Source organism: Ruegeria meonggei (assembly GCF_042768335.1).
In the GTDB taxonomy this organism is placed as follows: Bacteria; Pseudomonadota; Alphaproteobacteria; order Rhodobacterales; family Rhodobacteraceae; genus Ruegeria; species Ruegeria meonggei.
On sequence record NZ_JAXHBT010000001.1, the window covers coordinates 3,444,757 to 3,466,701 of the forward strand.

21 protein-coding genes are annotated in these 21,945 nt (G+C 59.7%); 9 read left to right on the plus strand and 12 right to left on the minus strand.

Features of this window, described 5'->3' with window-relative positions; all coding sequences use genetic code 11:
* The first annotated feature begins 48 nt into the window (after positions 1-48).
* The 4 genes from SJY13_RS17085 to SJY13_RS17100 all read left to right on the plus strand — a co-directional run bounded on the left by SJY13_RS17085 (position 49) and on the right by SJY13_RS17100 (position 3,042).
* Positions 49-753: a helix-turn-helix transcriptional regulator gene (locus SJY13_RS17085; protein WP_377192573.1), complete on the plus strand. Its 705-nt coding sequence runs from the start codon at positions 49-51 to the stop codon at positions 751-753.
* Between the two features lie 107 nt (positions 754-860).
* Complete coding sequence (locus tag SJY13_RS17090) at positions 861-1,526, plus strand: OmpA family protein (RefSeq protein WP_377192575.1); 666 nt, start codon at positions 861-863, stop codon at positions 1,524-1,526.
* Between the two features lie 123 nt (positions 1,527-1,649).
* Positions 1,650-2,192, plus strand: coding sequence for an NADPH-dependent FMN reductase (locus SJY13_RS17095; RefSeq protein ID WP_377192577.1), 543 nt, complete (start codon positions 1,650-1,652; stop codon positions 2,190-2,192).
* Between the two features lie 49 nt (positions 2,193-2,241).
* Positions 2,242-3,042, plus strand: a complete 801-nt coding sequence (locus tag SJY13_RS17100) for an FAS1-like dehydratase domain-containing protein (protein ID WP_377192579.1) — start codon at positions 2,242-2,244, stop codon at positions 3,040-3,042.
* Here SJY13_RS17100 and SJY13_RS17105 read toward each other — a convergent pair.
* Complete coding sequence (locus SJY13_RS17105; RefSeq protein ID WP_377192581.1) at positions 3,034-4,074, minus strand: NAD(P)/FAD-dependent oxidoreductase; 1,041 nt, start codon at positions 4,072-4,074, stop codon at positions 3,034-3,036. The genes SJY13_RS17100 and SJY13_RS17105 overlap by 9 nt on opposite strands.
* Positions 4,075-4,123: 49 nt before the next feature.
* Between SJY13_RS17105 and mnmD the strand changes: the two genes are divergently transcribed.
* Positions 4,124-4,789, plus strand: coding sequence for a tRNA (5-methylaminomethyl-2-thiouridine)(34)-methyltransferase MnmD (gene mnmD, locus SJY13_RS17110; RefSeq protein WP_377192583.1), 666 nt, complete (start codon positions 4,124-4,126; stop codon positions 4,787-4,789).
* Positions 4,786-5,655, plus strand: a complete 870-nt coding sequence (locus SJY13_RS17115; protein WP_377192585.1) for a DMT family transporter — start codon at positions 4,786-4,788, stop codon at positions 5,653-5,655. The genes mnmD and SJY13_RS17115 overlap by 4 nt, the downstream gene beginning before the upstream one ends.
* Here SJY13_RS17115 and SJY13_RS17120 read toward each other — a convergent pair.
* Positions 5,629-7,593, minus strand: a complete 1,965-nt coding sequence (locus tag SJY13_RS17120; RefSeq protein WP_377193692.1) for a lytic transglycosylase domain-containing protein — start codon at positions 7,591-7,593, stop codon at positions 5,629-5,631. The two genes, SJY13_RS17115 and SJY13_RS17120, sit on opposite strands and share 27 nt — an antisense overlap.
* A 133-nt stretch (positions 7,594-7,726) precedes the next feature.
* On the opposite strand from SJY13_RS17120, the gene dapA reads away from it, so the two are divergent.
* Positions 7,727-8,599 (plus strand): 4-hydroxy-tetrahydrodipicolinate synthase, encoded by an 873-nt coding sequence (gene dapA, locus SJY13_RS17125; protein ID WP_377192587.1) that lies wholly within the window; start codon positions 7,727-7,729, stop codon positions 8,597-8,599.
* Between the two features lie 39 nt (positions 8,600-8,638).
* Here the strand turns inward: dapA and SJY13_RS17130 are convergent, their stop codons facing one another.
* The 8 genes from SJY13_RS17130 to pdxR all read right to left on the minus strand — a co-directional run bounded on the left by SJY13_RS17130 (position 8,639) and on the right by pdxR (position 19,119).
* Positions 8,639-9,520 carry a sigma-70 family RNA polymerase sigma factor gene (locus tag SJY13_RS17130; protein WP_377192589.1) on the minus strand — a complete coding sequence of 294 codons (882 nt, stop codon included), beginning with the start codon at positions 9,518-9,520 and terminating at the stop codon, positions 8,639-8,641.
* On the minus strand, positions 9,517-9,978 hold the full coding sequence (locus SJY13_RS17135; RefSeq protein ID WP_377192591.1) for a carboxymuconolactone decarboxylase family protein: 462 nt from the start codon (positions 9,976-9,978) through the stop codon (positions 9,517-9,519). The genes SJY13_RS17130 and SJY13_RS17135 overlap by 4 nt, the downstream gene beginning before the upstream one ends.
* Before the next feature lie 105 nt (positions 9,979-10,083).
* A complete protein-coding gene (locus SJY13_RS17140; protein WP_377192593.1) occupies positions 10,084-10,956 on the minus strand; it encodes a dimethyl sulfoxide reductase anchor subunit family protein in 873 nt (290 codons plus the stop codon).
* Positions 10,956-11,723 (minus strand): 4Fe-4S dicluster domain-containing protein, encoded by a 768-nt coding sequence (locus tag SJY13_RS17145; protein ID WP_377192595.1) that lies wholly within the window; start codon positions 11,721-11,723, stop codon positions 10,956-10,958. The genes SJY13_RS17140 and SJY13_RS17145 overlap by 1 nt, the downstream gene beginning before the upstream one ends.
* A gap of 109 nt (positions 11,724-11,832) precedes the next feature.
* Positions 11,833-14,646 carry a molybdopterin oxidoreductase family protein gene (locus SJY13_RS17150; RefSeq protein WP_377192597.1) on the minus strand — a complete coding sequence of 938 codons (2,814 nt, stop codon included), beginning with the start codon at positions 14,644-14,646 and terminating at the stop codon, positions 11,833-11,835.
* Positions 14,647-14,728: 82 nt separating this feature from the next.
* A complete protein-coding gene (gene pta / locus SJY13_RS17155) occupies positions 14,729-15,748 on the minus strand; it encodes a phosphate acetyltransferase (RefSeq protein WP_377192599.1) in 1,020 nt (339 codons plus the stop codon).
* A gap of 5 nt (positions 15,749-15,753) precedes the next feature.
* On the minus strand, positions 15,754-17,532 hold the full coding sequence (xsc, locus tag SJY13_RS17160; RefSeq protein ID WP_377192601.1) for a sulfoacetaldehyde acetyltransferase: 1,779 nt from the start codon (positions 17,530-17,532) through the stop codon (positions 15,754-15,756).
* A gap of 126 nt (positions 17,533-17,658) precedes the next feature.
* Positions 17,659-19,119 (minus strand): MocR-like pyridoxine biosynthesis transcription factor PdxR, encoded by a 1,461-nt coding sequence (gene pdxR, locus SJY13_RS17165; protein ID WP_377192603.1) that lies wholly within the window; start codon positions 19,117-19,119, stop codon positions 17,659-17,661.
* 134 nt (positions 19,120-19,253) lie between these two features.
* Here pdxR and SJY13_RS17170 point away from each other — a divergent pair, with 134 nt between their 5' ends.
* Complete coding sequence (locus SJY13_RS17170) at positions 19,254-19,562, plus strand: ArsR/SmtB family transcription factor (RefSeq protein WP_377192605.1); 309 nt, start codon at positions 19,254-19,256, stop codon at positions 19,560-19,562.
* Positions 19,555-20,586 (plus strand): permease, encoded by a 1,032-nt coding sequence (locus SJY13_RS17175; RefSeq protein WP_377192607.1) that lies wholly within the window; start codon positions 19,555-19,557, stop codon positions 20,584-20,586. Before SJY13_RS17170 ends, SJY13_RS17175 begins: the two co-directional genes overlap by 8 nt.
* Positions 20,587-20,629: 43 nt before the next feature.
* On the opposite strand, the gene SJY13_RS17180 is transcribed toward SJY13_RS17175, so the two are convergent.
* The gene (locus tag SJY13_RS17180) at positions 20,630-21,019 is read right to left on the minus strand and encodes a hypothetical protein (RefSeq protein ID WP_377192609.1); all 390 of its coding nucleotides are present in this window, start codon (positions 21,017-21,019) and stop codon (positions 20,630-20,632) included.
* Positions 21,020-21,071: 52 nt separating this feature from the next.
* Positions 21,072-21,830, minus strand: coding sequence for a DUF1013 domain-containing protein (locus SJY13_RS17185; protein ID WP_377192611.1), 759 nt, complete (start codon positions 21,828-21,830; stop codon positions 21,072-21,074).
* Positions 21,831-21,945 lie beyond the last annotated feature (115 nt).

The window sequence follows — 21,945 nt, forward strand, 5'->3', positions numbered from 1 at the left end:
TGTCAGGGGGGGTGTGCTAAAGTGTCAGCAGATAACCCGGAGAAACTTATGCGTCGTTCGACCCGCCTGTTTGAAATCATTCAGATTTTGCGTGCAACTGATGCCCCTGTGACGGCTGAAGCGCTGGCAGAAAAGCTCGAAGTGTCCGTGCGCACGGTCTATCGGGATATCGCCGCGCTACAGGCGCAACGCACCCCGATCGAAGGCGAGGCCGGGGTCGGGTACCTGATGCGGCGCGGCTATGACCTGCCACCGCTGAACTTTGACGCAGAAGAGGTCGAGGCGCTTTGGGTCGGCCTGTCGATGCTGGCGCGCACCGGCGACAGCACGTTGCAACAGGCGGCGGATCGGGTGTGCCGCAAGATCGAAGCCCTGCGCGCGCCTGCGGATTGGTTGCAGGTGGCGCCATGGGGGGCACCGATGGATGACCCGGAAAAGGGTTGCATCCCCGTGGTGAATTATCGCGAGGCCATCCGGCAGGAGCGCAAGATTCGCATCACCTATGTCAATTCAGCGGACCTGCAGAGCGAAAGGATCGTCCGTCCTGTTGCGCTGATCTATCACATCGAATGCACCATGCTGGCTGCCTGGTGCGAGCTGCGAAACGGATTTCGGCATTTTCGGACCGACCGGATCTGGGCCTGCGAGCTGATCGACGATCATTTTTGCGGGCAGGGCAAACCCCTGCGGGCGATCTGGCAAGAGCAAAATCGCTGGGATGACACCGCCCAGAGCGCAATAAGTGGCAGGTAATTGCCGATCTCACCGGATTGTTGCTTGAGACCTAGATCAACCCCCGTGATATACTGCCCCAAACAAAAACTACCCGGTAAACGGGTCACGGAGCAGAAGGTGATTCCATGACGATTTCCAAGTTTTTCCTTTCCGCCGGGCTTTGCTCGGCCATGATTCTGGGGGCTTGCACAGACCCCGGCACGCTGAACCTGCCGTCCGATCCCAACCAGAATGCCAAACAAGGCGCGCTTCTGGGTGGTCTGGTCGGGGCGGGTGTTGGCGCGATTGCCAATGATTCGAACCCCGGTCTGGGCGCGCTGGCTGGGGCCGCCATCGGGGCCGCGGGTGGTGGTCTGATCGGCAACCAGCTGGACCGTCAGGCGACCGAGCTGCGCCAGCAGTTGGCCAATGATGGTATCACCATCGTCAATGCAGGCGACCGTCTGATCGTTACCGTGCCCAATGACATCACCTTTGACACCGACAGCTCGACCGTGCGTCCGCCGCTGCGGGCAGATTTGGTGCGCGTTGGGCAAAACCTGGTGAGGTATCCCAATTCAAGCGTTCAGGTCATCGGCCATACCGACAGCGATGGCGAGGCCTCGTACAATCAAGGCTTGTCTGAACGCCGCGCCCGATCTGTTGCCGATATCCTGCAGGCCAACGGTGTGAACGGCGCCCGTATTTCAACAATCGGTCTGGGTGAAAACCGTCCTGCCGCCTCGAACCTGACGGCTGAGGGCAAGGCCCGGAACCGCCGGGTCGATATCGAGATCATCCCCATCGGGTGAACATAAAATGGAGGGGCACCGATGAAGGTACCCCTTCTATGCACATTGACTGCGCGTCATGTGGTATTTGGCGTGGGCCCGTTACGGTCTAAATACGGGAAAACACCTTGACGGAGTTCCCTCATGTCCGAACCGATCCTGCTTGGCCTGTCCGGCTCATTGCGCGAAAGCGCCACCAATCGCAAATTGCTACGCGAGGCGGCCCGGTTATTCGCGCCCGGCACCTATATCGAGGCCGATCTGAACTTGCCGCTTTATGATGGAGATCTAGAAGACGGTGAAGGCATTCCCGCGCCAGTGCAAGTGCTGGCCGATCAGATCGCGCAGGCCCATGCGGTCATCGTTTCCACGCCGGAATACAACAAGGGGCCATCGGGCGTTCTGAAAAACGCACTGGACTGGGTCAGCCGAACAGCGGGACGCCCTTGGGCCGACAAACCTGTTGCGGTGATGTCTGCGGCTGCCGGGCGTGCGGGTGGCGAGCGGGCACAGATGGTGTTGCGTGGTTATATGGTGCCGTTCCAGCCGCGTATTCTGCAGGGTCCGGAAATTCATTTGGCCAGCAGTTCGAACGAGTTTGATGCGCAGGGAAAGCTAACCAGCGACCGTTATGAAAGTGCACTGCAAACCCTGATGCAGAAGTTGCGGGTTGAGGCTGGTTTTTAGCCTGATCCTGCCACTTGTTCCTCAGACGGGGTCTGCCTAGTCTGCCGCCATGACCGAACAAACACAGACCGACGCAATTGATCCGGCCCGCGCCGCTGCGCTGCAAGTGGCGTTGGGGTATCAGGTCTCTGTTGCGACGGGGACTGCGCTGCCTCCGTTCTTTCACCAGCTGTATTTTTGGTCACCGCAGCCGCCGCAGGCGCTGGGTCGGGATGGGCATCCAAAGGTTGGTGGCGACTTGATCCCCGACACGGGTCTGCCGCGCCGGATGTGGGCCGGAGGACGGTTGAGGTTTCACGCACCGTTGATTGCTGGCACTAAAGCGCAGCGGCGCTCGGTCTGCGAAAGCGCGACGGCCAAGACAGGCCGCAGCGGACCGTTGGGCTTTGTCACTCTGCGTCATGAGATATGGCAAGGCGACGTCCGATGCCTGACAGAGTGGCAGGATCTGGTCTATCGGCAGGACCCCTCAGTGTCTGAGGTTAAACCCACCCCGCCGGATGCCCGCACCGATGAAACCGACCACAGAGAGTTGTGCTTCGATTCAACCCTGCTGTTTCGCTATTCGGCGCTGACCTTTAATGGGCATCGCATTCACTACGATCTGGATTATGCGCGTGAGGTCGAAGGCTATGAGGGGCTGGTCGTGCATGGCCCGTTGCTGGCGCAATTTTTGATGCTGCTTGCCGAAGATGCCATGGGTCCCTTGGCGCAATTCTCATTCCGCGCGTATTCACCCGTGATGCATTTTGAATCGGTGAGCTTGTGCCGCAATGGGTCAGTCCTGTGGGTACGTGGCCCCGACGGGCGGCAGTGCATGACGGCCGAGGCTGTGCCGCGGTCAAAGTGAGGCTTCGGGGCGAAAATCCTCAGGTATGGTGTCGCGACCATCCAGCACCAGATCAGCGATAACCTTGGCCACTTTCGGGGCCATGCCAAAACCGATCTTGAAGCCGCCATTGGCGATGAACTGGCCCTGATGCAGCGGGTGTGCGCCCAGCATCGGCGCGCGGCTTTTGCTGCGCGGACGGACACCGGCCCAACGCTCGATAACCTCGGCACCGTGCAGAACAGGCACAGCCCGCGTGGCGCGTTCCAGTACGTCATCCAACGCGGCATCGGTGCTGGTCGGGTCGTCATAGTCGCGCTCGGACGTGGACCCAATCGCCAGCGTCCCGTCGGCATGTGGTACAAAATGTACGGCATCCGCGAACAACTGCGGTGCGTCGCCTGCATCGAACCGCAGCAACGCGGCCTGACCTTTGACGCCATTGCCCACAGTCTTGCCGAAAGCCTGGTTGAGCTCTTGCAGGCCCGCCAGCCCGGTGGCGTGGACGACCTGCCCCTGATCACGCGCGTCTGTCTGAACCTCGACCCCCATCACCGCCAGCGCTGCCACAAGCGCGGCACAGGCACGGCGGGGGTGCATGCGGGCGCTCAGCGTGTCATGGATCACAAATCCGGTCGGGCTGGGCGGGCACCATGCGCCGGCTTCAGCCGTTTCAACCACGCGCCAGTCGGCCTGCCCTTGCCACAGCGTGGCGGCGCTCACCGCGCGCGCATGGGCCAGCTCCAGCGTGCGGGCGTCGGCAATGGGTTGCAGCCGACCCAGCCGTGCATAGCCAGACGAGACGCCGCCGGTTGCCTCAATCTGTGTCCAGAACGGTTTTGCCATGATCAGGCTGTCGAACTGAAAGGCCTTTTTGGCGTTCCAGTTCTCGGGCACATGCGGGGCCAGTGCGCCCACAAGTCCACCGCTGGAGCCCGCACCGGGGCCAAAAGGGTCAACAACCTGCACCTTTGCGCCGCGCCGCGCGCAGGTCCAGGCGATGGACAGGCCAAAGATGCCCGCGCCGCGCACCGTCACATCGACCATTGCCATTCCCCTTATCCTTGTTCAGTGTCGCGCCGCTTAGCTACAGGATTCCCCGATGGCAGACCAGCATGCCAATCTGACGTGGAGAGACGGGCAGATTCCCGTCTCGGACCGGTTCGATGATCCCTATTTCTCGTTGCAAAACGGGTTGGAAGAGACGCGTTATGTGTTTCTGGCAGGAAATGATCTGCCCGCGCGATTTGCGTCGGGGTTTCACATTGCCGAGCTAGGATTTGGCACCGGTCTGAACATGCTGACCGCTTGGTTCGAATGGGAGGCATCCGGCCAGACCACACCGCTGTCCTTCACCAGTTTTGAGGCCTATCCGATGGAGCCCAGCGATATGGCCCGCGCGCTGCAGGCCTTCCCCGAGCTTGCGCCCTGGGCTGACCGGTTTCTTGACCAGTGGCAAGGGGGGCAGTGCGACCTGGGGACCTTGCACCTTGAGGTTATCGAAGGCGATGCGCGGCAGACCCTGCCGGGCTGGGCCGCTAACGCCGATGCGTGGTTCCTGGACGGGTTCTCACCTGCCAAGAACCCGGAATTGTGGGGGTCTGACCTGATGCAACAGGTTGCCGATCACACCGCCATTGGTGGCACGGCGGCGACCTACACGGCGGCCGGGTTCGTGCGGCGGGGATTAGTCGATGCGGGGTTCACCGTTACCCGCACACCGGGCTATGGTCGCAAGCGCCACATGACCTGCGCGGTCAAACCATGACGCAACAAAACAACAGCCGCGCCGGCATCCTGCTGATGATCGCGGCCACAGTGGTGTTTGCACTGCAGGACGGGATCTCGCGCCATCTGGCCGGAACCTATAACACCTACATGGTCGTGATGATCCGCTACTGGTTTTTTGCGGCCTTTGTTATCGCGCTGGCCGCACGGGCACCCGGAGGGTTAAGGGCCGCTGCACAAACCAGCCAGATCGGGCTGCAGGTGTTTCGTGGCGTGTTGTTGGTGGCTGAAATCTGTGTTGCCGTTTTTGCTTTCACGGTTCTTGGGCTGATCGACACGATGGCGGTGTTTATCTGTTATCCGCTGCTGGTGGCCGCGCTCAGCGGGCCAGTGCTGGGCGAGACTGTCGGGTGGCGACGCTGGTCCGCAATCGGTGTTGGATGCGCTGGGGTTCTGATCATCCTGCAACCGGGCGTCGGGGTATTTAATCCTTGGGCCATCGTGCCCCTGATCTCAGCGTTGATGTTTGCGCTGTACGGGTTGCTGACGCGCTATGCCGCCCGCAAGGACAGCGCCGCCACCAGCTTTTTCTGGACCGGGGTGTCGGGTGCTGTGGCGATTACGCTGGTCGGCATGTGGTACTGGGAGCCGATGGCCAGCAGCGATTGGATTTGGATGGCGGTGCTGAGTGTCTGCGGTGTTCTCGGTCACTGGCTGCTGATCAAATGCTATGAAATGGCCGAGGCCAGCGCCGTCCAGCCTTTTGCCTATTTTCACCTGGTCTGGACTTCGATTTTGGGCATCTCGATTTTTGGAGAATCCCTGCGGCCAGCGGTAGTGGTTGGTGCCGCTCTGGTGGTTTCGGCGGGCTTGTTTACCCTATGGCGCGAAAGACGCCAGAGTTGAGCCGATAAGCTCCTGTGAAAACGGGACCGGCAGTGCAGGCTGGCCCAAACGGGCACGATAGACCGGCAGGCTTTCCGACACGCGCATTACATAGTTGCGGGTTTCGCTAAAGGGGATGGTCTCAATCCAGTCGACCACTTCAATCTCGCCTGCGCGGGGATCGCCATAACGTTTCATCCACGAGATCGGTCTGCGCGGTCCGGCGTTATAGCCGGCGGACATCATCACCACATTGCCGTTGAAATCCGCAGCCAGACCGGACAAATAGTTCGCTCCCAGCTTGGCGTTGTACTGCCAGTCCGAAGTAAGTTTGCCTGTCTTGTGGCCACCGAGAATACCCAGCTCTTTGGCCACCAGTTTGGCTGTGGCGGGCATCACCTGCATCAGGCCACGCGCGCCCGCGCCGCTGACCACCACCGGATCAAACTCGCTTTCGCGGCGGGCAATGGCCAGCGTCATTTCCTTGGCCATGGGCAGGCCGATATCGGCCACCGGGTGCACCGGGTAATAGGCCGCAGGCAGAACAACCCCTGTCTTGGCCGCGCGTTTGGCAATCATCACGGCCAGATGCGGTTCTTTCAGTTCGATCGCCAGATCACCCAGCTGGCCGGCCTGTACCGGGTCCAGCCCCTCGACCAGATGAGTCAGAAACCGTTCCGAGAGGTTGTCTTCGCCCGCGGCAAGCAACAGCAGACCAGCGTCCAACACGCTGGAATCGGCAAACTCGGCCTGTTTCCAATGCGGGGCCCGACGGGGATTGGCCAGTTCACTGTCAAAGGGTCGTCCGATCCGTTCGGCGGCCAGAAGGCCATAAAAAGAGGTCTGATAATCGGCGCCTTTGGAATAGGCTTCATAGGCTTTGTCGGCATCACCTTTCGCTGCATAGGCACGGCCCAGCCAATACCCGCCGCGCCCTTTTGAGATCGGCGATTGCACCGCACCCGAGAAATTCTGGAAATGCCGAACGGCTGTGTCGGGGTCGTTCAGTTTGCGCAGGGCCAGAAACCCGGCCAGCCATTCCAGATCGGCATAGCCATAGCCCATTTCAGGGGTCATATGATGGTTGGCAGCAATCGCATAGGCACGACTTGTGTTACCCTGACGCATCTCAAGCCGGGCCAGACGGCGGCGTCCTTCGGCCCATTGATCTGGCTCACCCAATGCGTCAGGCCCGGTCGATTGCGCCAGCATCAGGTCGATTGCGCTGTCATCCAGCTCTTTCTTGTCGCGCCAGACAAAGCGGTCAAACGCCAGCCCCGGCGATCCGGCCAGAGATTCCGGAACCGCAGACACTTTCCCGTCCACGCCCGGTTGACGTTTCTGCAGGGCAATACGCGCCTCGGCCAGCTTGCGGTCATCAGTGCTGACCAGCGATAGCATCTGCCCGGCACTGACCAGATGATTGTCCCACAGCATCCGGTCCAGACGGGCGGCGTGGTGGGATTTCAGAAGGGGGCCGAAATTCTCAAGATAGTCTGTTTGCAACCCAGACCCCATGGGCATGGTCCGCCAGGCAGCGACAATATCGGCCTCGGCTTCGCCTGGGCGTCCCTTGGCCTTCAGCGCGACGGCATAGTTCAGCGCCCCTTCGGCGGTTTGCGGGGGATTGTCGGCGTAGAATTTCAACACCCGGTCGGGATCTGCCCCGGTAAAGGCAGGCTCGCTTTTGCGCCGCAGCCACGCCAACCCGGGCCAGTCCGGGCGACGGTCCAGAAACACAAGCACGTCGCCTGATCCGCCAAAGCCTTCGCGCATCCAATGCCAGACGATGATGTCGCGCGAAACCGACCCCCGTGCGCCCGACTCGCGCAGCGCGGCGTTCCAATCGCCTTTTCGCATTTCATAAAGACCGGCCCGCAGATCACCCGCCGCATCGGCCCGTGCCTGTCCCAATGACCCCAGAATCATCGCCATCATAAGCGCCAGAACGCGTGTCATGCCTTGCATTTCCCAACCAACCAAGGATAGAGCCATTCAGGATAAACCTTGCGCCGCCGGGATCAACACACATCGCTAAGATTGTGATGGACCAAAGCGCAAAAAACACAAACTGCACTCTAAGGAGCGTGTCATGTTCAAAGGCTCAATGCCAGCCCTCGTCACCCCGTTCAATAACGGCGAGTTGGACCTGAAGACGCTCAAACATCTGGTGGAGTGGCAGATTCAGCAAGGCTCGACCGGGCTAGTGCCCGTGGGGACCACTGGTGAAAGCCCCACGCTCAGCCACGAAGAACACGAGACCGTGGTCGAAGAGGTTGTCAAAGCTTCGGCTGGACGTGTGCCAGTGATCGCAGGTGCCGGGTCGAACAATACGGTCGAGGCGATGCGGTTCGTCCGATTCGCGCAAAATATCGGTGCGGATGCAGCGCTGGTTGTGACTCCGTATTATAACAAGCCCACGCAAAAGGGCCTGCTGGCCCATTTCCGCGCGCTGCATGATTGCGCCGATATTCCGATCATCATCTACAACATCCCCGGCCGGTCCATCGTCGACATGACGCCAGATACCATGGCTGAGCTAGCAGAGTTGCCGCGCATTGTTGGCGTCAAGGATGCCACTGGCGATCTGGCACGTGTCAGCCAGCAGCGCGCCGCCTGTGGGCCTGACTTCTGCCAATTGTCGGGTGAAGACGCGACCGCGTTGGGCTTTAACGCTCATGGTGGTGTGGGCTGTATTTCGGTCACTGCCAATGTCGCGCCCAAACTGTGCGCCGAATTCCAGCAGGCCACTTTGGCTGGCGACTATGCCAAAGCGCTGGATTATCAGGACCGTCTGATGCCTCTGCATGAGGCAATCTTTATCGAGCCGGGTCTGGTCGGAGCAAAATACGCGCTCAGCAAGCTGGGGCTGTGCAGCGAAGAAGTTCGCTCGCCGCTGACTCCGCTGGAAAGCAGTACCAAATCGGCCATCGATGCGGCGATGGCCCATGCGGGTCTTGTGTAAGCTCTGATGTTTGGGCCTGCCTCTGTTCTGCAGGCCCGCTCAGCTTAAAAGCGCCTCAAGATGCCGGGTTTTATCGGGATTTCGCACCATGTAGATGGCTACGATCCTGCCATCCTCGATCTTTAGGGACGTGGCCTGCACGGACCCGCCAGGTTCGCGATTTATGACCGCGGGCAAACCGTTCAGCCAGCAAATGACCCTAGTAAAAGTCTGCGGGGCAGACGGTTTTCGCGCCAGCCCGGTGAAAAACCGGGTGACTTTGTCCCGACCATAGATCGGATTCAGGGTTGCGATGATTTTGCCCCCGCCATCCGAATGCAGCTGAACATCCCGCGCCAGTAGGGTTGTCAGATGCTGCGTGTCCCCACTTTTGGCGGCGTTGAAAAACGCTTTGGCCAGTTCTTCGCCATGCGCGCGGTCAACACTGACGCGCGGTTTGACCTGCTCAACATGTTTGCGGGCGCGGCTGACCAGCTGACGACAGCTGCTCTGACTGCGTTGCAGCGTCTGGGAAAGCTCGTCATAGGAATGTTCGAACACGTCATGCAGAAGGAAAGCAGCGCGTTCCAGCGGCGACAGCCGCTCCAGCGCCATCAAAAGCGCGACGGATACGTCCCGGTCCAATCGCTCGGTCGCGTCCGGGGTAATCAGAGGTTCCGGCAGCCACTCTCCGGGATAGGCCTCGCGCATGGTCCGGGCGGCGCGCAGGTGATCCAGGCAGAGCCTGGTCACGACACGTATGAGATAGCCAGTCTTGTCGCGCACCTGTTCGAGATCGACGCACTGCCACCGCAGGTAAGCATCCTGCACAATATCCTCGGCATCGCTGACCGATCCGAGCATGCGGTATGCAACCGCAAACAGGCGCGGTTGCAGGTCGACAAAGGCCCGGTCCTTGGGCTGGTCCCCGGACTGGGTCACGCGGCCGTGGCTTTTCTGGTTTCCGCGTGAGGCATCGCAAACCCAATGGCCAGGCGGTTCCATGCATTGATGGTGGTGATCACCAGGGTCAGCGCCACCTGGTCCGGCTGCGAAAACTGTACCGCCATGGCGTTATAGACGTCGTCCGGCGCGCGGCTGGTTTCGATGCGGGTCAGGGATTCCGCCCAGGTCAGCGCTGCCCGTTCGCGTTCCGAATACAGCGACGATTCATGCCAGGCGTTCAACAAATGCAACCGATCTTCGGTTTCGCCGTTGTTGCGGGCGTCATGCGTGTGCATGTGAATGCAATAGGCGCAGCCATTTATCTGCGACACCCTGAGTTTGACCAGCTCGATCAGGCTATGTTCCAGATCGGAGGCGCGCAGGCGTTCCTCCATATCGAGCATGGGCTGAAGCAAAGTGGGTGCGACGGCAAAGTGATTGATCCGGGGGGACATCGTATTCTCCTGTTTTGGGATTGAACAAAAACAGGACGGATGAGTCACTGGGTTTGTGACATGGGGTTGCAAAAAAAGAGCCTCGAATCTGAGGCTCTTTTTCAGTCAGCGTTTGCCGTAATACAACCCGACCACATGTTCAGCCTGCGCAAAAAACAACCAGCGAGAGACGGCGACCCCCGCCAGATGCGACAGAACGGCGAGCAGGGCAAAAAAGTGGTTGAACGGCAGCAACAGCAGCATAACGGGTACAAAGAAGGCCAGCAGGAACGAGATGATCCGCAGTTTTTCTGCATGTTTGCGCCCAACCACATGGACGAATTCGTGCAGCAGGTAGTTGGTGCCGGTATGTGGGGGCTCAAAGGCTGTGACCGCGCCACGCTGGCCCAGCCCTGTGGCTGTGCCCATATTGGTTCCGGATTGCGCAAAAGCCTTGTCGCCCAGCCACCAGTACAGCGCCTGTATCATTGCGGCGATCACCAGCAAGGGCACAGCAACTCCTGTCTGCCCTGCAAGCAGCGCACCGCCGGCAAGGCTGAAACTGAGGAACATGGCGGGTGTCAATTTCATGTTCCAGCGCGGGATGGTCTTGAGCTGCGTATAGATCATCGATGTCGTGAAAACCGTCGCCAGTGAAAACAGTGTGCCGAGGATACCCAGCGCCCCCCAGCGTTGACCGAAGAATACCGCGCCGATGGCAAACAGGCCCATAAAGATCAGAGCGATGACTGCGCACCAGCCCTCGCGACTAAGCCAGCTGGATTTCCACTGGGTAAAGGCCTTCAATGCCCGTTCCGGGTGACCCAGGTGAAAGGTCGAAGCCATCAATCCACCTACTGACAGACCAAAAGCGATGGCATAGAACGCAAACGCCACCCAGCCGCTGACGTCCGGCATTCCGAGACCCAGAAAGAACAACAGACCAAAACCCAGACCCGACAGGGTGGTGAATAGAATGACAGAAGGGGCCGGATGCATCAGAGCTTCTCCAGAGTCTTATCGAGCCAGCTGAGGAAACCCTTGGGTTCTTCGGCAATGGGGGCCAGAAGCGGGGCCAGAATGTCGATCTGGTCTTCAATCTGATCCTTGGGCCGTGGTGGCAGATATTTATTGACGGGTTTGGTGCCCATTTCGGGCATCAGGTCCATGCCCTCACGCTGGGCGACCAGTTTGCTGACATCGCTGTCGGGATCGCCGAGATCACCGAAATGCCGTGCACCTGCTGGACAGGTACGTACGCACGATGGGACGCGGTCCACCTCGGGCAGGTTCTCATTGTAGATCCGGTCGACGCAGAGGGTGCATTTCTTCATCACACCCTCAGCTGCGTCCAGTTCTCGCGCGCCGTAGGGGCAGGCCCAGGCGCATAATCCGCAACCGATGCAGTCGCTTTCATTGACCAGAACGATGCCATCCTCGACCCGCTTATAGCTGGCGCCTGTTGGACAAACGGTGACGCAGGGCGCGTCCTCGCAATGCAAGCAGGACTTTGGGAAGTGGATCAACTGGGCGGCTGGCGCGGGGAGGGCGTCGGTCGGAGCGGGTTGTACCTCGTAGGAATGGACCCTGTTCAGGAAGGTGCCCGACGGGTTGGCGCCATAGGCGTCCTGATCCGACAGGGGCGCACCGTAGTTTTCAGTGTTCCAACCCTTGCAGGAAATCACACAGGCATGGCAGCCGACACAGGTGTCCAGGTCGATGACCAGGCCCATTTTACGCTCGGTGGATTGCGGTAGCTGGGTCATTTCAGGAAACCTCGGCTTTGGGGCGCGGTGGAGGGGGCCAGCCCCCTCTTGAGCCTGCGGCTCAATTCACCCCTGGGATGTTTTTGGCCAGATGAAGAGCGAATCCGGGTCATTTGCCGACCTTCCACGCCAGATCTCTCGGGCCAGTGCCAACAGGTGATTCAAGCGCGTTGAACTCCGGCTGGCTTTCGGCATCTGAGGGCGGTGCAGCTTTTTCAAGTTTCACTTTCAGGTCGAACCACGCAGCTTGTCCGGTCACAGGGTCGGAATTGGCCCAGCGCATGCCGTCCCCTTTGGGGGGAAGCAATTCGTGGATCAGGTGGTTCAGCAGGAAGCCTTTGGTGGCCTCGGGCGCATCATTCTGCAGGGCCCATGCGCCTTTGCGTTTGCCGATGGCGTTCCAGGTCCAGACGGTGTTGTCGTTCAACGCGGCCATTTCCATCACTGGCACGGTGATCTCGCCGTGCGGCGAGCTGACTTTGGCCCAGTCGCCGTCTTGCAGATCGTGTTCGCGCATCAGCTTGGTCGGCACGTAGAGAGGATTGCGTCCATGCAGTTGCCGCAGCCAGGCGTTCTGAGTGCCCCAGCTGTGATACATCGCCATCGGGCGCTGAGTCAGGGCGTTGATGGTGAAGCCCTCGTTGCCCTGCTGATCGGTTTCGTACCAGATCGGCAGCGGGTCCATCGTGTCTTTGATCCGCTGGCGCAGGTTCTCGGGCGGCTGGCGGTCTCCGTGGCCTTCGGCGGCCAGTTGGAACTTGCGCATCGGTTCCGAATAGAGCTGGAACAGGTAAGGCTGCGGGCTGTCATAGATGCCCATCCCCACGGCCCAGTCCTGATAGGCGGTATTCCACGGTTTGTAGTAATCGGCCCCGTCGGGGATGTGGGCGACGTAGAAACCGCCATTTTCGATATAGCGGTTCAACTGGTCCGGATTGACCTCGCCGCGGCCTTCCTTGTCGCCGTTTTCTCCGCGAAACCCGGCCAGAGGGCCAATGCCCGGCTTGCGCTGGTGATTGACGATGTAATCGGCGTAGTCTTTCCACTTGGGGCTACCGTCTTCGTTGGTAAAGCCCGGCAAGCTCATGCGGTTGGCCAATTCAACCAACACCGACTGGAATCCACGTACGTCCCGGTCGGGCTCAATCACGGGCCAACGGATCGCGTCGGCGGCAGCGTCCGCCTCGCAAATCGGACGATCCAGCAACGAGATGCAGTCATGCCGTTCCAGATAGGTGGTATCGGGCAGGATCAGGTCGGCATAGGCAACCATTTCCGAGGAATAGGCATCCGAGTAGATGATATTCGGGATGACATATTTGCCATCTTCGGTTTTGGCGGTCAGCATCTCCATCACACCTTTGGTGTTCATGGACGAGTTCCACGACATGTTCGCCATATACATGAACAGCGTGTCGATCTTGTAGGGATCGCCTGCAGCGGCGTTCGAGATCACCATATGCATCAGCCCATGGGCCGACATCGGGTTTTCCCAGGTGAAGGCTTTGTCGATGCGCTGTGCGTTGCCGTTTTCGTCCAGCAACAGGTCTGCGGGACCACGCGGGAAGCCAAGATGCGGGCCTTCCAGCGGGCGGCCGGGGCGGCGGTCGCCATGGGGCGTCGGATGCGCCTCGACTGGTTTGGGGTAGGGTGGTTTGAAGCGGAAACCACCGGGCACCTCGACCGTGCCGAGGATGATTTGCAGCACATGAAGGGCGCGGCAGGTGTGGAACCCGTTGGCATGGGCCGAAATCCCGCGCATGGCGTGGAAACTGACCGGGCGACCGATCATCTTGGAGTGGGTCTCACCCCGGAAGTCGGTCCATTCCTGATCCAGTTCGATTGCCTCGTCAAAGGCGACACGGGCAATTTCCGCCGCGATGGCGCGGATGCGCTTGGCCGGGATGCCGCAGCGTTCGGCTACGGCCTCGGGCGCGTGTTCGTCGTTAAGGTACTTGTCGGCCATCAGGTGGAACACCGGGCGGTGGGTGACGCCGCCCTTTTCATAGGTGGCCGACAGATCCGGGCGCACACCGGGCTTGTCGAAGGCCGTGGGTTCGCCAGTCACTCGGTCGATCACCAGCGGCTTGCCATCACTGTCGCGCAGGAACAGACCCTTTTCTGGGCCATCTGACGCATTCACCAGAACCGGCGCGTTGGTATAGCGGCTGAGGTAATCCAGATCGATCTTGCCCGCCTTCATCAGCACATGGATCAGCGACAGGATGAACAACCCGTCCGTGCCGGGCGTGATCCCGACCCAATCATCGGCCACGGCGTTATAGCCGGACCGGATCGGGTTGACGCCGATCACCCGCGCGCCGCGCGCCTTGATCTTGCCTAGCCCCATCTTGATCGGGTTGCTGTCATGGTCCTCGGCCACACCGAACAACATGAACAGCTTGGTGTGATCCCAGTCGGGCTGGCCGAATTCCCAGAACGCGCCGCCCATCGTGTAGATGCCGCCTGCCGCCATGTTGACGGAGCAGAAACCGCCATGCGCGGCGTAGTTGGGTGTACCGAAATTCTGAGCCCAGAACGACGTAAAGCTTTGGCTCTGATCGCGGCCGGTGAAGAAGGCCAACTTTTGTGGCGCGGTTTCGTGCAATTCGTTCAGCCAGCCGACGGCGGTGCTGATCGCTTCGTCCCATTCTATCTCGCGGAATTCACCCGATCCGCGTGGGCCGACACGGCGCAGCGGTTTGCGCAGCCGGGACGGCGCATTGACCTGCATGATCCCGGCGCTGCCCTTGGCGCAGAGCACGCCCTTGTTGACCGGATGGTCGCGGTTGCCTTCGATATAGGCGACCTTGCCGTCCTTCATATGCACATTGATGCCACAGCGACAGGCGCACATGTAACAGGTGGTTTTGCGGACTTCGTCCGAGACCTTGGGCGACGTGTCAATTTTTGGCTGGTTCATCTTTTCCTCTGTCGGCCTTTGGTTCGATCATTTCCACATCTGGGCGCAAATCGGAACATTTTTTCGCGATACCCTGGCTCTTCTAGCTTTTTGTTCCGGTTTCGTGCGTTTGTGCCTGCACTGCAGTGACGGCGATCATGTGCAGGATATCTTCGGACGTACACCCGCGAGACAAATCATTGGCGGGTTTGGCCAAACCCTGCAGAACCGGCCCGATAGCTTCGACGCCGCCGATGCGCTGGGCGATTTTGTAACCCAGATTGCCGGCGTTCAGGCTTGGGAACACAAAGACATTCGCCTGCCCTTCAAGCGGTGAACCGACGGCTTTTTTAGCCGCGACCTCGGGTACAAATGCCGCGTCGAACTGCAATTCGCCATCTATCAACAAATCTGGGTCTGACGCGCGGGCAATCTGCGTGGCCTCTACAACCTTGGATACCTTTGGGTGCTCGGCGCTGCCCGAGGTCGAGAAAGACAGCATGGCGACACGCGCCGTGTCTCCGGTCAGCGCGGTATAAGACGCGGCAGAGGCACGGGCAATTTCGGCCATTTCCTGTGCATTCGGGTCAACCACAAGGCCGCAATCCGCAAAGACGCGTACACCTTTGACGTCGTGGTGATCCTGACAAAACAACATCAGAAAGAAACTGGACACCATTGCGGCATCCGGTGCTGTCCCAATGATCTGCAGCGCGGCACGCACCGTGTCCGACGTGGTCTCGACTGCGCCACCAACTGTACCATCGGCGATGCCTTCTTCGACCAGCAAGGCGGCATAGAACAGGCGGTTTTTGACTTGCTCCTGCGCCATCTCAATTGTCATGCCCTTGTGCTTGCGGCGTTCAAGCAAGGCTGCTGCAAACTGAGGCAGCAAAGGAGAGGAATCGGGGTCGTGGATTTCAATCCGGCTCGGGTCGAAACCCGAATGCGCCGCAAGAAGTGCCGAAACCTTGTCGTAGTTGCCCACAAGAACGATCTGCGCGACACCCTCTTTCACGGCCATGACCGCGCCTTCGACAATACGTGGATCATCGCCCTCGGACAGGGCGATGATTTTGTCAGATGCGGAGGCCGTGCCAAGAATGGCGCGCAGAGGTTTCACGCGGGTTATGCCCCAGCCTGCGGGGTCATGTCGTCGGTCGAGATACCAGCGACCGCAACCGGCTTTTTCATCGCATCGCGACGGAAGGGTTCGCCCAGTTCCTGGTTGATCATGGCTTCGATCAGAGTGGTGATACCGTTTTTCTGATCTTCAATGGCCTGATTCAGGGCTGCAGTCAGTTCGTCTTGCGTGCGTGCGACCACACCTTTCAAACCACAGGCCTGCGCGATACCAGCGTAAGATACCTGAGTGTCCAGCTCGGTTCCGACGAAGTTGTCGTCAAACCACAGGGTCGAGTTCCGCTTTTCCGCACCCCACTGGTAGTTACGGAAAACGATCTGAGTCACAGCGGGCCATTCGTCACGTCCGATGGCGGTCAGTTCGGTTACGGCAATACCAAAGGCGCCGTCACCCGAGAACCCGACAACCGGAACGTCCGGACAACCGATTTTGGCACCAATCACCGATGGCAGGCCATAACCACAGGGGCCGAACAGACCGGGGGCCAGGTATTTGCGGCCTTCTTCGAAGGACGGGTACGCGTTGCCAATGGCGCAGTTGTTGCCAATGTCAGACGAGATGATCGCTTCTTTCGGCAGGGCCTGCTGGATCGCACGCCACGCCATGCGGGGGCTCATCCAATCAGGTTTGGCGGAACGGGCGCGTTCATTCCAGGTGGTGCCCGGATCGTCCTGCTCGTGGTCCATCGACGTCAGTTCCTGCGCCCAGCGCGACTTGGTTTCCGCGATCTTCGCTTTGCGTGCATCGCGTCCTTCGTCACCTGCGGTGTCCGACAGCTGTGCCAGGATATTGGTTGCAACGGTGGCTGCGTCGCCAACGATCCCGACAGATACCTTCTTGGTCAGGCCAATGCGATCGGGGTTAATATCAACCTGAATGATCTTTGCATTCGCCGGCCAATATTCCATGCCATAGCCAGGAAGGGTCGAAAACGGGTTCAGGCGGGTGCCGAGACACAAAACCACGTCTGCTTCTTTGATCAGCTCCATACCGGCTTTCGAGCCGTTGTAACCCAACGGGCCAGCAAACAGCGGGTGCGAGCCCGGGAAGGCATCGTTATGCTGGTAGCCAACACAAACCGGGGCGTCCAGACGCTCGGCCAGTGCTTTCGAGGCTTCGATGCCGCCAGCGGACAGAACCGTGCCCGCGCCGTTCAGGATGACAGGGTTCTTGGCATCCGACAGCAGCGCGGCGGCTTCGGTAACGGCTGATGTACCGCCGGAAGGCAGTTCAAATTCAACCACGGCAGGCAATTCGATATCGACAACCTGAGTGAAGAAATCACGTGGCACGTTAATCTGTGCCGGTGCCGAGGCGCGCTTGGCCTTGGTGATAACGCGGCTCAGAACTTCGGCCATCCGCGAGGGGTCGCGCACTTCTTCCTGATAGCAGACACAGTCTGCAAACATGCGCATCTGTTCCATTTCCTGGAAACCGCCCTGACCCATGGTCTTGTTTGCGGCCTGCGGGGTTACCAGCAGCAGCGGGGTGTGGTTCCAGTAGGCGGTTTTGACGGCAGTGACAAAGTTGGTGATCCCGGGGCCGTTCTGCGCGATCATCATCGACATTTTGCCGGTGGCGCGTGTGTACCCGTCGGCCATCATCCCGCCCGAGCCTTCATGCGCGCAATCCCAGAAAGTAATGCCAGCTTTTCCAAAAATATCCGAGATCGGCATCATCGCCGAACCGATGATCCCGAATGCATGTTCGATCCCGTGCGATTGCAGAACCTTAACAAAGGCCTCTTCAGTGGTCATTTTCATCTGAGTATTCTCCGCGCAAAAGGGGTTGCAGCCGGATAATCAGTCCAGCCCTTGGATATGGTTTTGACCCATGGGGCAGGGCGGCGTTAGGGCCAGAACGTGCGGCGGTTTAGGTCCAGTGTCGCGCTAAGAGGTGCGAATGGCGTCCGCAATTAACTTCACACCTGGTGCAATCCGCTCAGCTGCGATGGACGAATAGCCGAGACGATAGAAATTCTGCGGTTTTGCAGGCCCGGAAAAGAACGGAGCACCGGGTTCGATATGCACGCTTTGACTTTGCAGTTTGTGCGCAAGCCGTGTCATGTCGACATGGTCAGGAGCGGACATCCACATGGATGAGCCGCCCAGTACACCACGCCCCGCAACGGTCAGCCCATGTTCTGCAATGGCGGTGTCCATCGCATCGCGGCGCTTTGCCAGTGTTTTGGACATCCGCCGGATTTGCGCGTCGTAATGGCCCAAGGACAGGAAATAGGCCGCGGTGCGCTGAATGTGCCCCGGCGGGTGGCGCAGCACCAGCGATCGCAGCGCCCGCGCCTCGCGGATAAAGGGTTCGGACCCGACCATGTAGCCAAGGCGCAATCCGGGAAACAGCGATTTCGAGAAGCTACCGACATAGACGACGCGCCCATCCCGGTCCATGGATTTCAGCGCGGGGGATGGCGCACCCAGAAACGCCATTTCAAATTCATAGTCATCCTCGACCACCATGGCGTCCAACTCTTTGGCGCGCTCCAGCAGGTGGGAGCGGCGATTGACGGGCATGGTTGCGGTCGTCGGGCTTTGGTGGCTGGGGGTGGTGAAAATGACGTCGGTCTGATCCGGCAGCGCTTCGGGCGGCAAACCGTCCCGATCCACGCTGAGCGGGGTTACAGTGCAGTCCCAGTGGTCCAGAAGGCTCCGCAATGCATAGTAACAAGGGTCCTCGATCACGGCATTGCGGTTGTGGGTCAGTAAAATACGTGAGGCCAGCCAAAGCGCATTTTGTGCTCCCAGCGTGATCAGAATCTCTTCGGGGCGGGCGGCGATGCCACGGCGGGGCAGGGTATGCCGGGCGATGAACTCGATCAGCAGGGGATCGTCCTGATCCACGTAATCGGCGGTCAGGGATTCGAAATCCTTGTGCCCCAGCGCGCGCACTGCGCACAGCCGCCAATTGGCATGATCGAACAGGGTCCGGTCGGCCTGGCCATAGATGAACGGGTAACGATAGTCCCGCCAGTTGCTGGGTTTGGGCAGAACGTCCCCGTCCGAGAAACGGCGCGCCAGTGTTTTGTCCCAATCCACGGTTTCTGTGCCGCGCGGAACCGGCGAGTATTTCGGCGGGACCGGCGCATTTTGCGATACGTAATAGCCGGACCGGCCCTTTGCGGTCAGGTAATCATTGGCCAGCAGTTCGGTATAGGCCAGCGTGACGGTGATCCGACTGACCCCCAGATGTGCGGCCAGTTTCCGCGACGAGGGCAGTTTTTCCCCGACGTGGAATCGGCCGGACAGAATGCCCTCTGCAATCATCTGCTGGATCTGCGCCTGCAGCGTGCCCTGACCGTTAAGTTCCAGAAAGAAGGTGTCGACCGATATTCCCATAGGGCCTTATAGAGTGGACTTATAGGTTGAGCAATCTGGACTTACACTTTCGCCAAAAATATACGCCCTGCCGGTTGACGGAAGAATTTTATAAAACTAAATAACTATAAATCTAGTTTAATGGAGTAAGCAAGATGTGGGAAACAGCAGCAGCTGGATTCTCGGCCATGGGTTCTGAGGCGCGGCTGAAGGTTCTGAAGACACTGGTCCGCGCCGGTGAGGGCGGTCTGACCGTTGGTGACATCCAAGAGCGGACGGGCATCGCCCCGTCGACCCTGGCCCATCACCTGCGATTTCTGGCGGCAGGTGGCGTGGTCGTGCAAGAGAAAATCGGGCGCAACACAATCAATCGCGCCAGCTACGGCGAATTGCGGGCCCTGGCAGAGTTCATCCTCAGCGAATGTTGCGCGGATGAGGTTGGAAAGGCGGCAAACGATGGCTGATCTGACGCAAAACCCGAAAGTTTCGGCCAAAGCCGCGCTTGACCTGATCAAGACACCTTGGGCGGTGATCGTGGCTATGCTGGTCGCCGTTGCCATTCTGGATCCCGGAAACTGGGGCGAGGTGGTGATCTTTGCTGGCAAAGCATTGGCTCATACCGGGCAGTACATCCTGTTTGCCGTTCTTCTGTTGTCCTACCTCAAGGCCACCGGGGCCGAGGTCATGGTGGCCCGCGCCTTTGAGGGGCGCGAAACGCGGATGATCCTGCTGGCGGCACTGTTTGGCGGGTTGGCTCCATTCTGTTCCTGCGAAGTCATTCCGTTCATCGCAGGATTGCTGGCGCTGGGCGCACCACTGTCCGCGGTAATGGCGTTTTGGCTGAGCTCGCCTTTGATCGATCCGCCGACCTTGCTGATCACAGCGGGCGCGTTGGGCTGGCCCTTTGCCATCGGCAAGGCGATTGCGGCCGTAGCTTTGGGCCTGTTCGGCGGGTTCACCGTGCGGGCCTTGATGCGCGGCGGCGCCTTTGCGCAGCCGCTGCGCGAATACAAGCCCGCCAGCTGCTGCGGCTGTGGCCCTAAGCAGGACGACAAACCCGTTTGGAAGTTCTGGCAAGAGCCGGAGCGCCGCACTCGGTTCCGGGCCGAATTCGTCCAGAACGGTCTGTTTCTGCTGAAATGGTTGGCACTGGCCTATGTGCTTGAGGCGCTGTTGGTCAGCTATGTCCCGGCTGATCTGATTGCCCGCGTGGTCGGAGGCGAAGGTATTGTGCCCATCGTGATCGCTGCACTGGTTGGAATGCCTGCATACCTGAACTCGTACGTCGCGCCACCGCTGCTGGCTGGATTGACCGAACAAGGGATGAGCGCCGGGGCTGCGATGTCATTCATGATCGCAGGGGCCGTCAGTTCCATCCCGGCCATGGCGGCGGTTTGGTCGCTGGTCAAGCCACGGGTCTTTGCGACCTATCTGGGGCTGGGGATCACAGGTGCCATCATTTCAGGCATCCTTTTTCAAATGATCTGAATGAAAAACCGCCCGGTGTGTCCACCGGGCGGTGTTTTGCTTGTTAGCTTGCTTCGCAATGGCGCGGCAGTTTGAAGCGATACCTGGCTTCGCCACTTTCCACAAAAACGCGTTTTTCGATACAGGCGCTGGTGCCGACGGTTTGCGAAACGGTGGCCTCGGTCGAAGTGATCGACGTGGCCGAACCATCTGGCAGCCGCACCGACGCGATGACGCCATTCTTAAGGTCACCGTTGATTGCGGTCGACGACAGGACCGCAACGGTCATGAACGAGTCGTGCTCGTGCTCGCCACTGTCGTTGAGCAGCAGCAAAGCGGCCGCAACCACGATCACCCCAACGCCGCCCACCACGGGCAGGCCCCAGGTTTTCACAAAGGCATAGATCGAAACGGCGCGGTGCGGACCAAAGATTTTGGACAGAACGTTCAGCATAGGTGTCTCATAGAAAAGGCCCCGGCCTGATCAGACCGAGGCAATGCCAGCGTTATGGGCGCGTTTCGTCTTCGTCTTCATCCTCGGCTCCGCCTTTGGGCAGGTTGAAGAAGCTGTCGGCGTCCACGATGGGCTCTTCTTTCTCTTCGCTGGGCTCATCAGACAGCGAGAAGGTCTCCAGGCCCTCAATCGCGGTCGGGATCTTGGGCGCGGCGTCCATTTCCAGCGACTGCTCGGTCGAGACCAGTTTGCGGCGTTCGTCGTCGGACATCACACCACCTTCGGCAGCTTTCTTGGCAGCGGCCTTCTGTACGATCGCGTCCAGTTCGGACTGTTTACACAGGCCCAACGCGACCGGATCGATCGGCTGCATGTTGGAAATGTTCCAATGCGTCCGCTCGCGGATCGACTGGATGGTCGGCTTGGTGGTGCCGACCAGCTTGGCAATCTGACCGTCGCTGAGTTCGGGGTGGAACTTGACCAGCCACAGGATCGAGTTCGGACGGTCCTGACGCTTGGACAGTGGCGTGTACCGCGGGCCGCGGCGCTTTTCCTCGCCCGAGGCGGCCGGGTTGAACTTGAGCTTTAGCTTGTACAGTGGGTTGTTCTGAGCAGTGTTGATTTCGTCCTGGGTCAGCTGGTTGTTGGCGATCGGGTCGAACCCTTTGACGCCAGCGGCCACATCGCCATCTGCGATGCCCTGCACTTCCAATTCGTGCATCCCCACGAAGTCCGCGATCTGCTTGAAGCTGATCGTGGTGTTGTCCACCAGCCATACGGCTGTCGCCTTGGCCATAAGCGGTTTTGCCATCAGCCCGTCTCCTATAAATACATCTTTCCCGTCGCCGGAATTCGGCGGCCCCGGCTTGGGGCAGGTTTCCGTTGTCGGGGAACTTGGGGCGTATATAGTCGCGCAAAGGCAAGAA

Coding starts and splice junctions, on each gene's coding strand:
- SJY13_RS17185 (WP_377192611.1), bottom strand. CDS start 21,830: ATGGCAAAACCGCTTATGGCCAAGGCGACAGCCGTATGGCTGGTGGAC.
- SJY13_RS17105 (WP_377192581.1), bottom strand. CDS start 4,074: ATGGCAATGGTCGATGTGACGGTGCGCGGCGCGGGCATCTTTGGCCTG.
- dapA (WP_377192587.1), top strand. CDS start 7,727: ATGTTCAAAGGCTCAATGCCAGCCCTCGTCACCCCGTTCAATAACGGC.
- SJY13_RS17175 (WP_377192607.1), top strand. CDS start 19,555: ATGGCTGATCTGACGCAAAACCCGAAAGTTTCGGCCAAAGCCGCGCTT.
- SJY13_RS17085 (WP_377192573.1), top strand. CDS start 49: ATGCGTCGTTCGACCCGCCTGTTTGAAATCATTCAGATTTTGCGTGCA.
- SJY13_RS17100 (WP_377192579.1), top strand. CDS start 2,242: ATGACCGAACAAACACAGACCGACGCAATTGATCCGGCCCGCGCCGCT.
- SJY13_RS17180 (WP_377192609.1), bottom strand. CDS start 21,019: ATGCTGAACGTTCTGTCCAAAATCTTTGGTCCGCACCGCGCCGTTTCG.
- xsc (WP_377192601.1), bottom strand. CDS start 17,532: ATGAAAATGACCACTGAAGAGGCCTTTGTTAAGGTTCTGCAATCGCAC.
- SJY13_RS17170 (WP_377192605.1), top strand. CDS start 19,254: ATGTGGGAAACAGCAGCAGCTGGATTCTCGGCCATGGGTTCTGAGGCG.
- SJY13_RS17090 (WP_377192575.1), top strand. CDS start 861: ATGACGATTTCCAAGTTTTTCCTTTCCGCCGGGCTTTGCTCGGCCATG.
- SJY13_RS17150 (WP_377192597.1), bottom strand. CDS start 14,646: ATGAACCAGCCAAAAATTGACACGTCGCCCAAGGTCTCGGACGAAGTC.
- SJY13_RS17135 (WP_377192591.1), bottom strand. CDS start 9,978: ATGTCCCCCCGGATCAATCACTTTGCCGTCGCACCCACTTTGCTTCAG.
- SJY13_RS17120 (WP_377193692.1), bottom strand. CDS start 7,593: ATGACACGCGTTCTGGCGCTTATGATGGCGATGATTCTGGGGTCATTG.
- SJY13_RS17140 (WP_377192593.1), bottom strand. CDS start 10,956: ATGCATCCGGCCCCTTCTGTCATTCTATTCACCACCCTGTCGGGTCTG.
- SJY13_RS17145 (WP_377192595.1), bottom strand. CDS start 11,723: ATGACCCAGCTACCGCAATCCACCGAGCGTAAAATGGGCCTGGTCATC.
- pdxR (WP_377192603.1), bottom strand. CDS start 19,119: ATGGGAATATCGGTCGACACCTTCTTTCTGGAACTTAACGGTCAGGGC.
- SJY13_RS17095 (WP_377192577.1), top strand. CDS start 1,650: ATGTCCGAACCGATCCTGCTTGGCCTGTCCGGCTCATTGCGCGAAAGC.
- SJY13_RS17115 (WP_377192585.1), top strand. CDS start 4,786: ATGACGCAACAAAACAACAGCCGCGCCGGCATCCTGCTGATGATCGCG.
- mnmD (WP_377192583.1), top strand. CDS start 4,124: ATGGCAGACCAGCATGCCAATCTGACGTGGAGAGACGGGCAGATTCCC.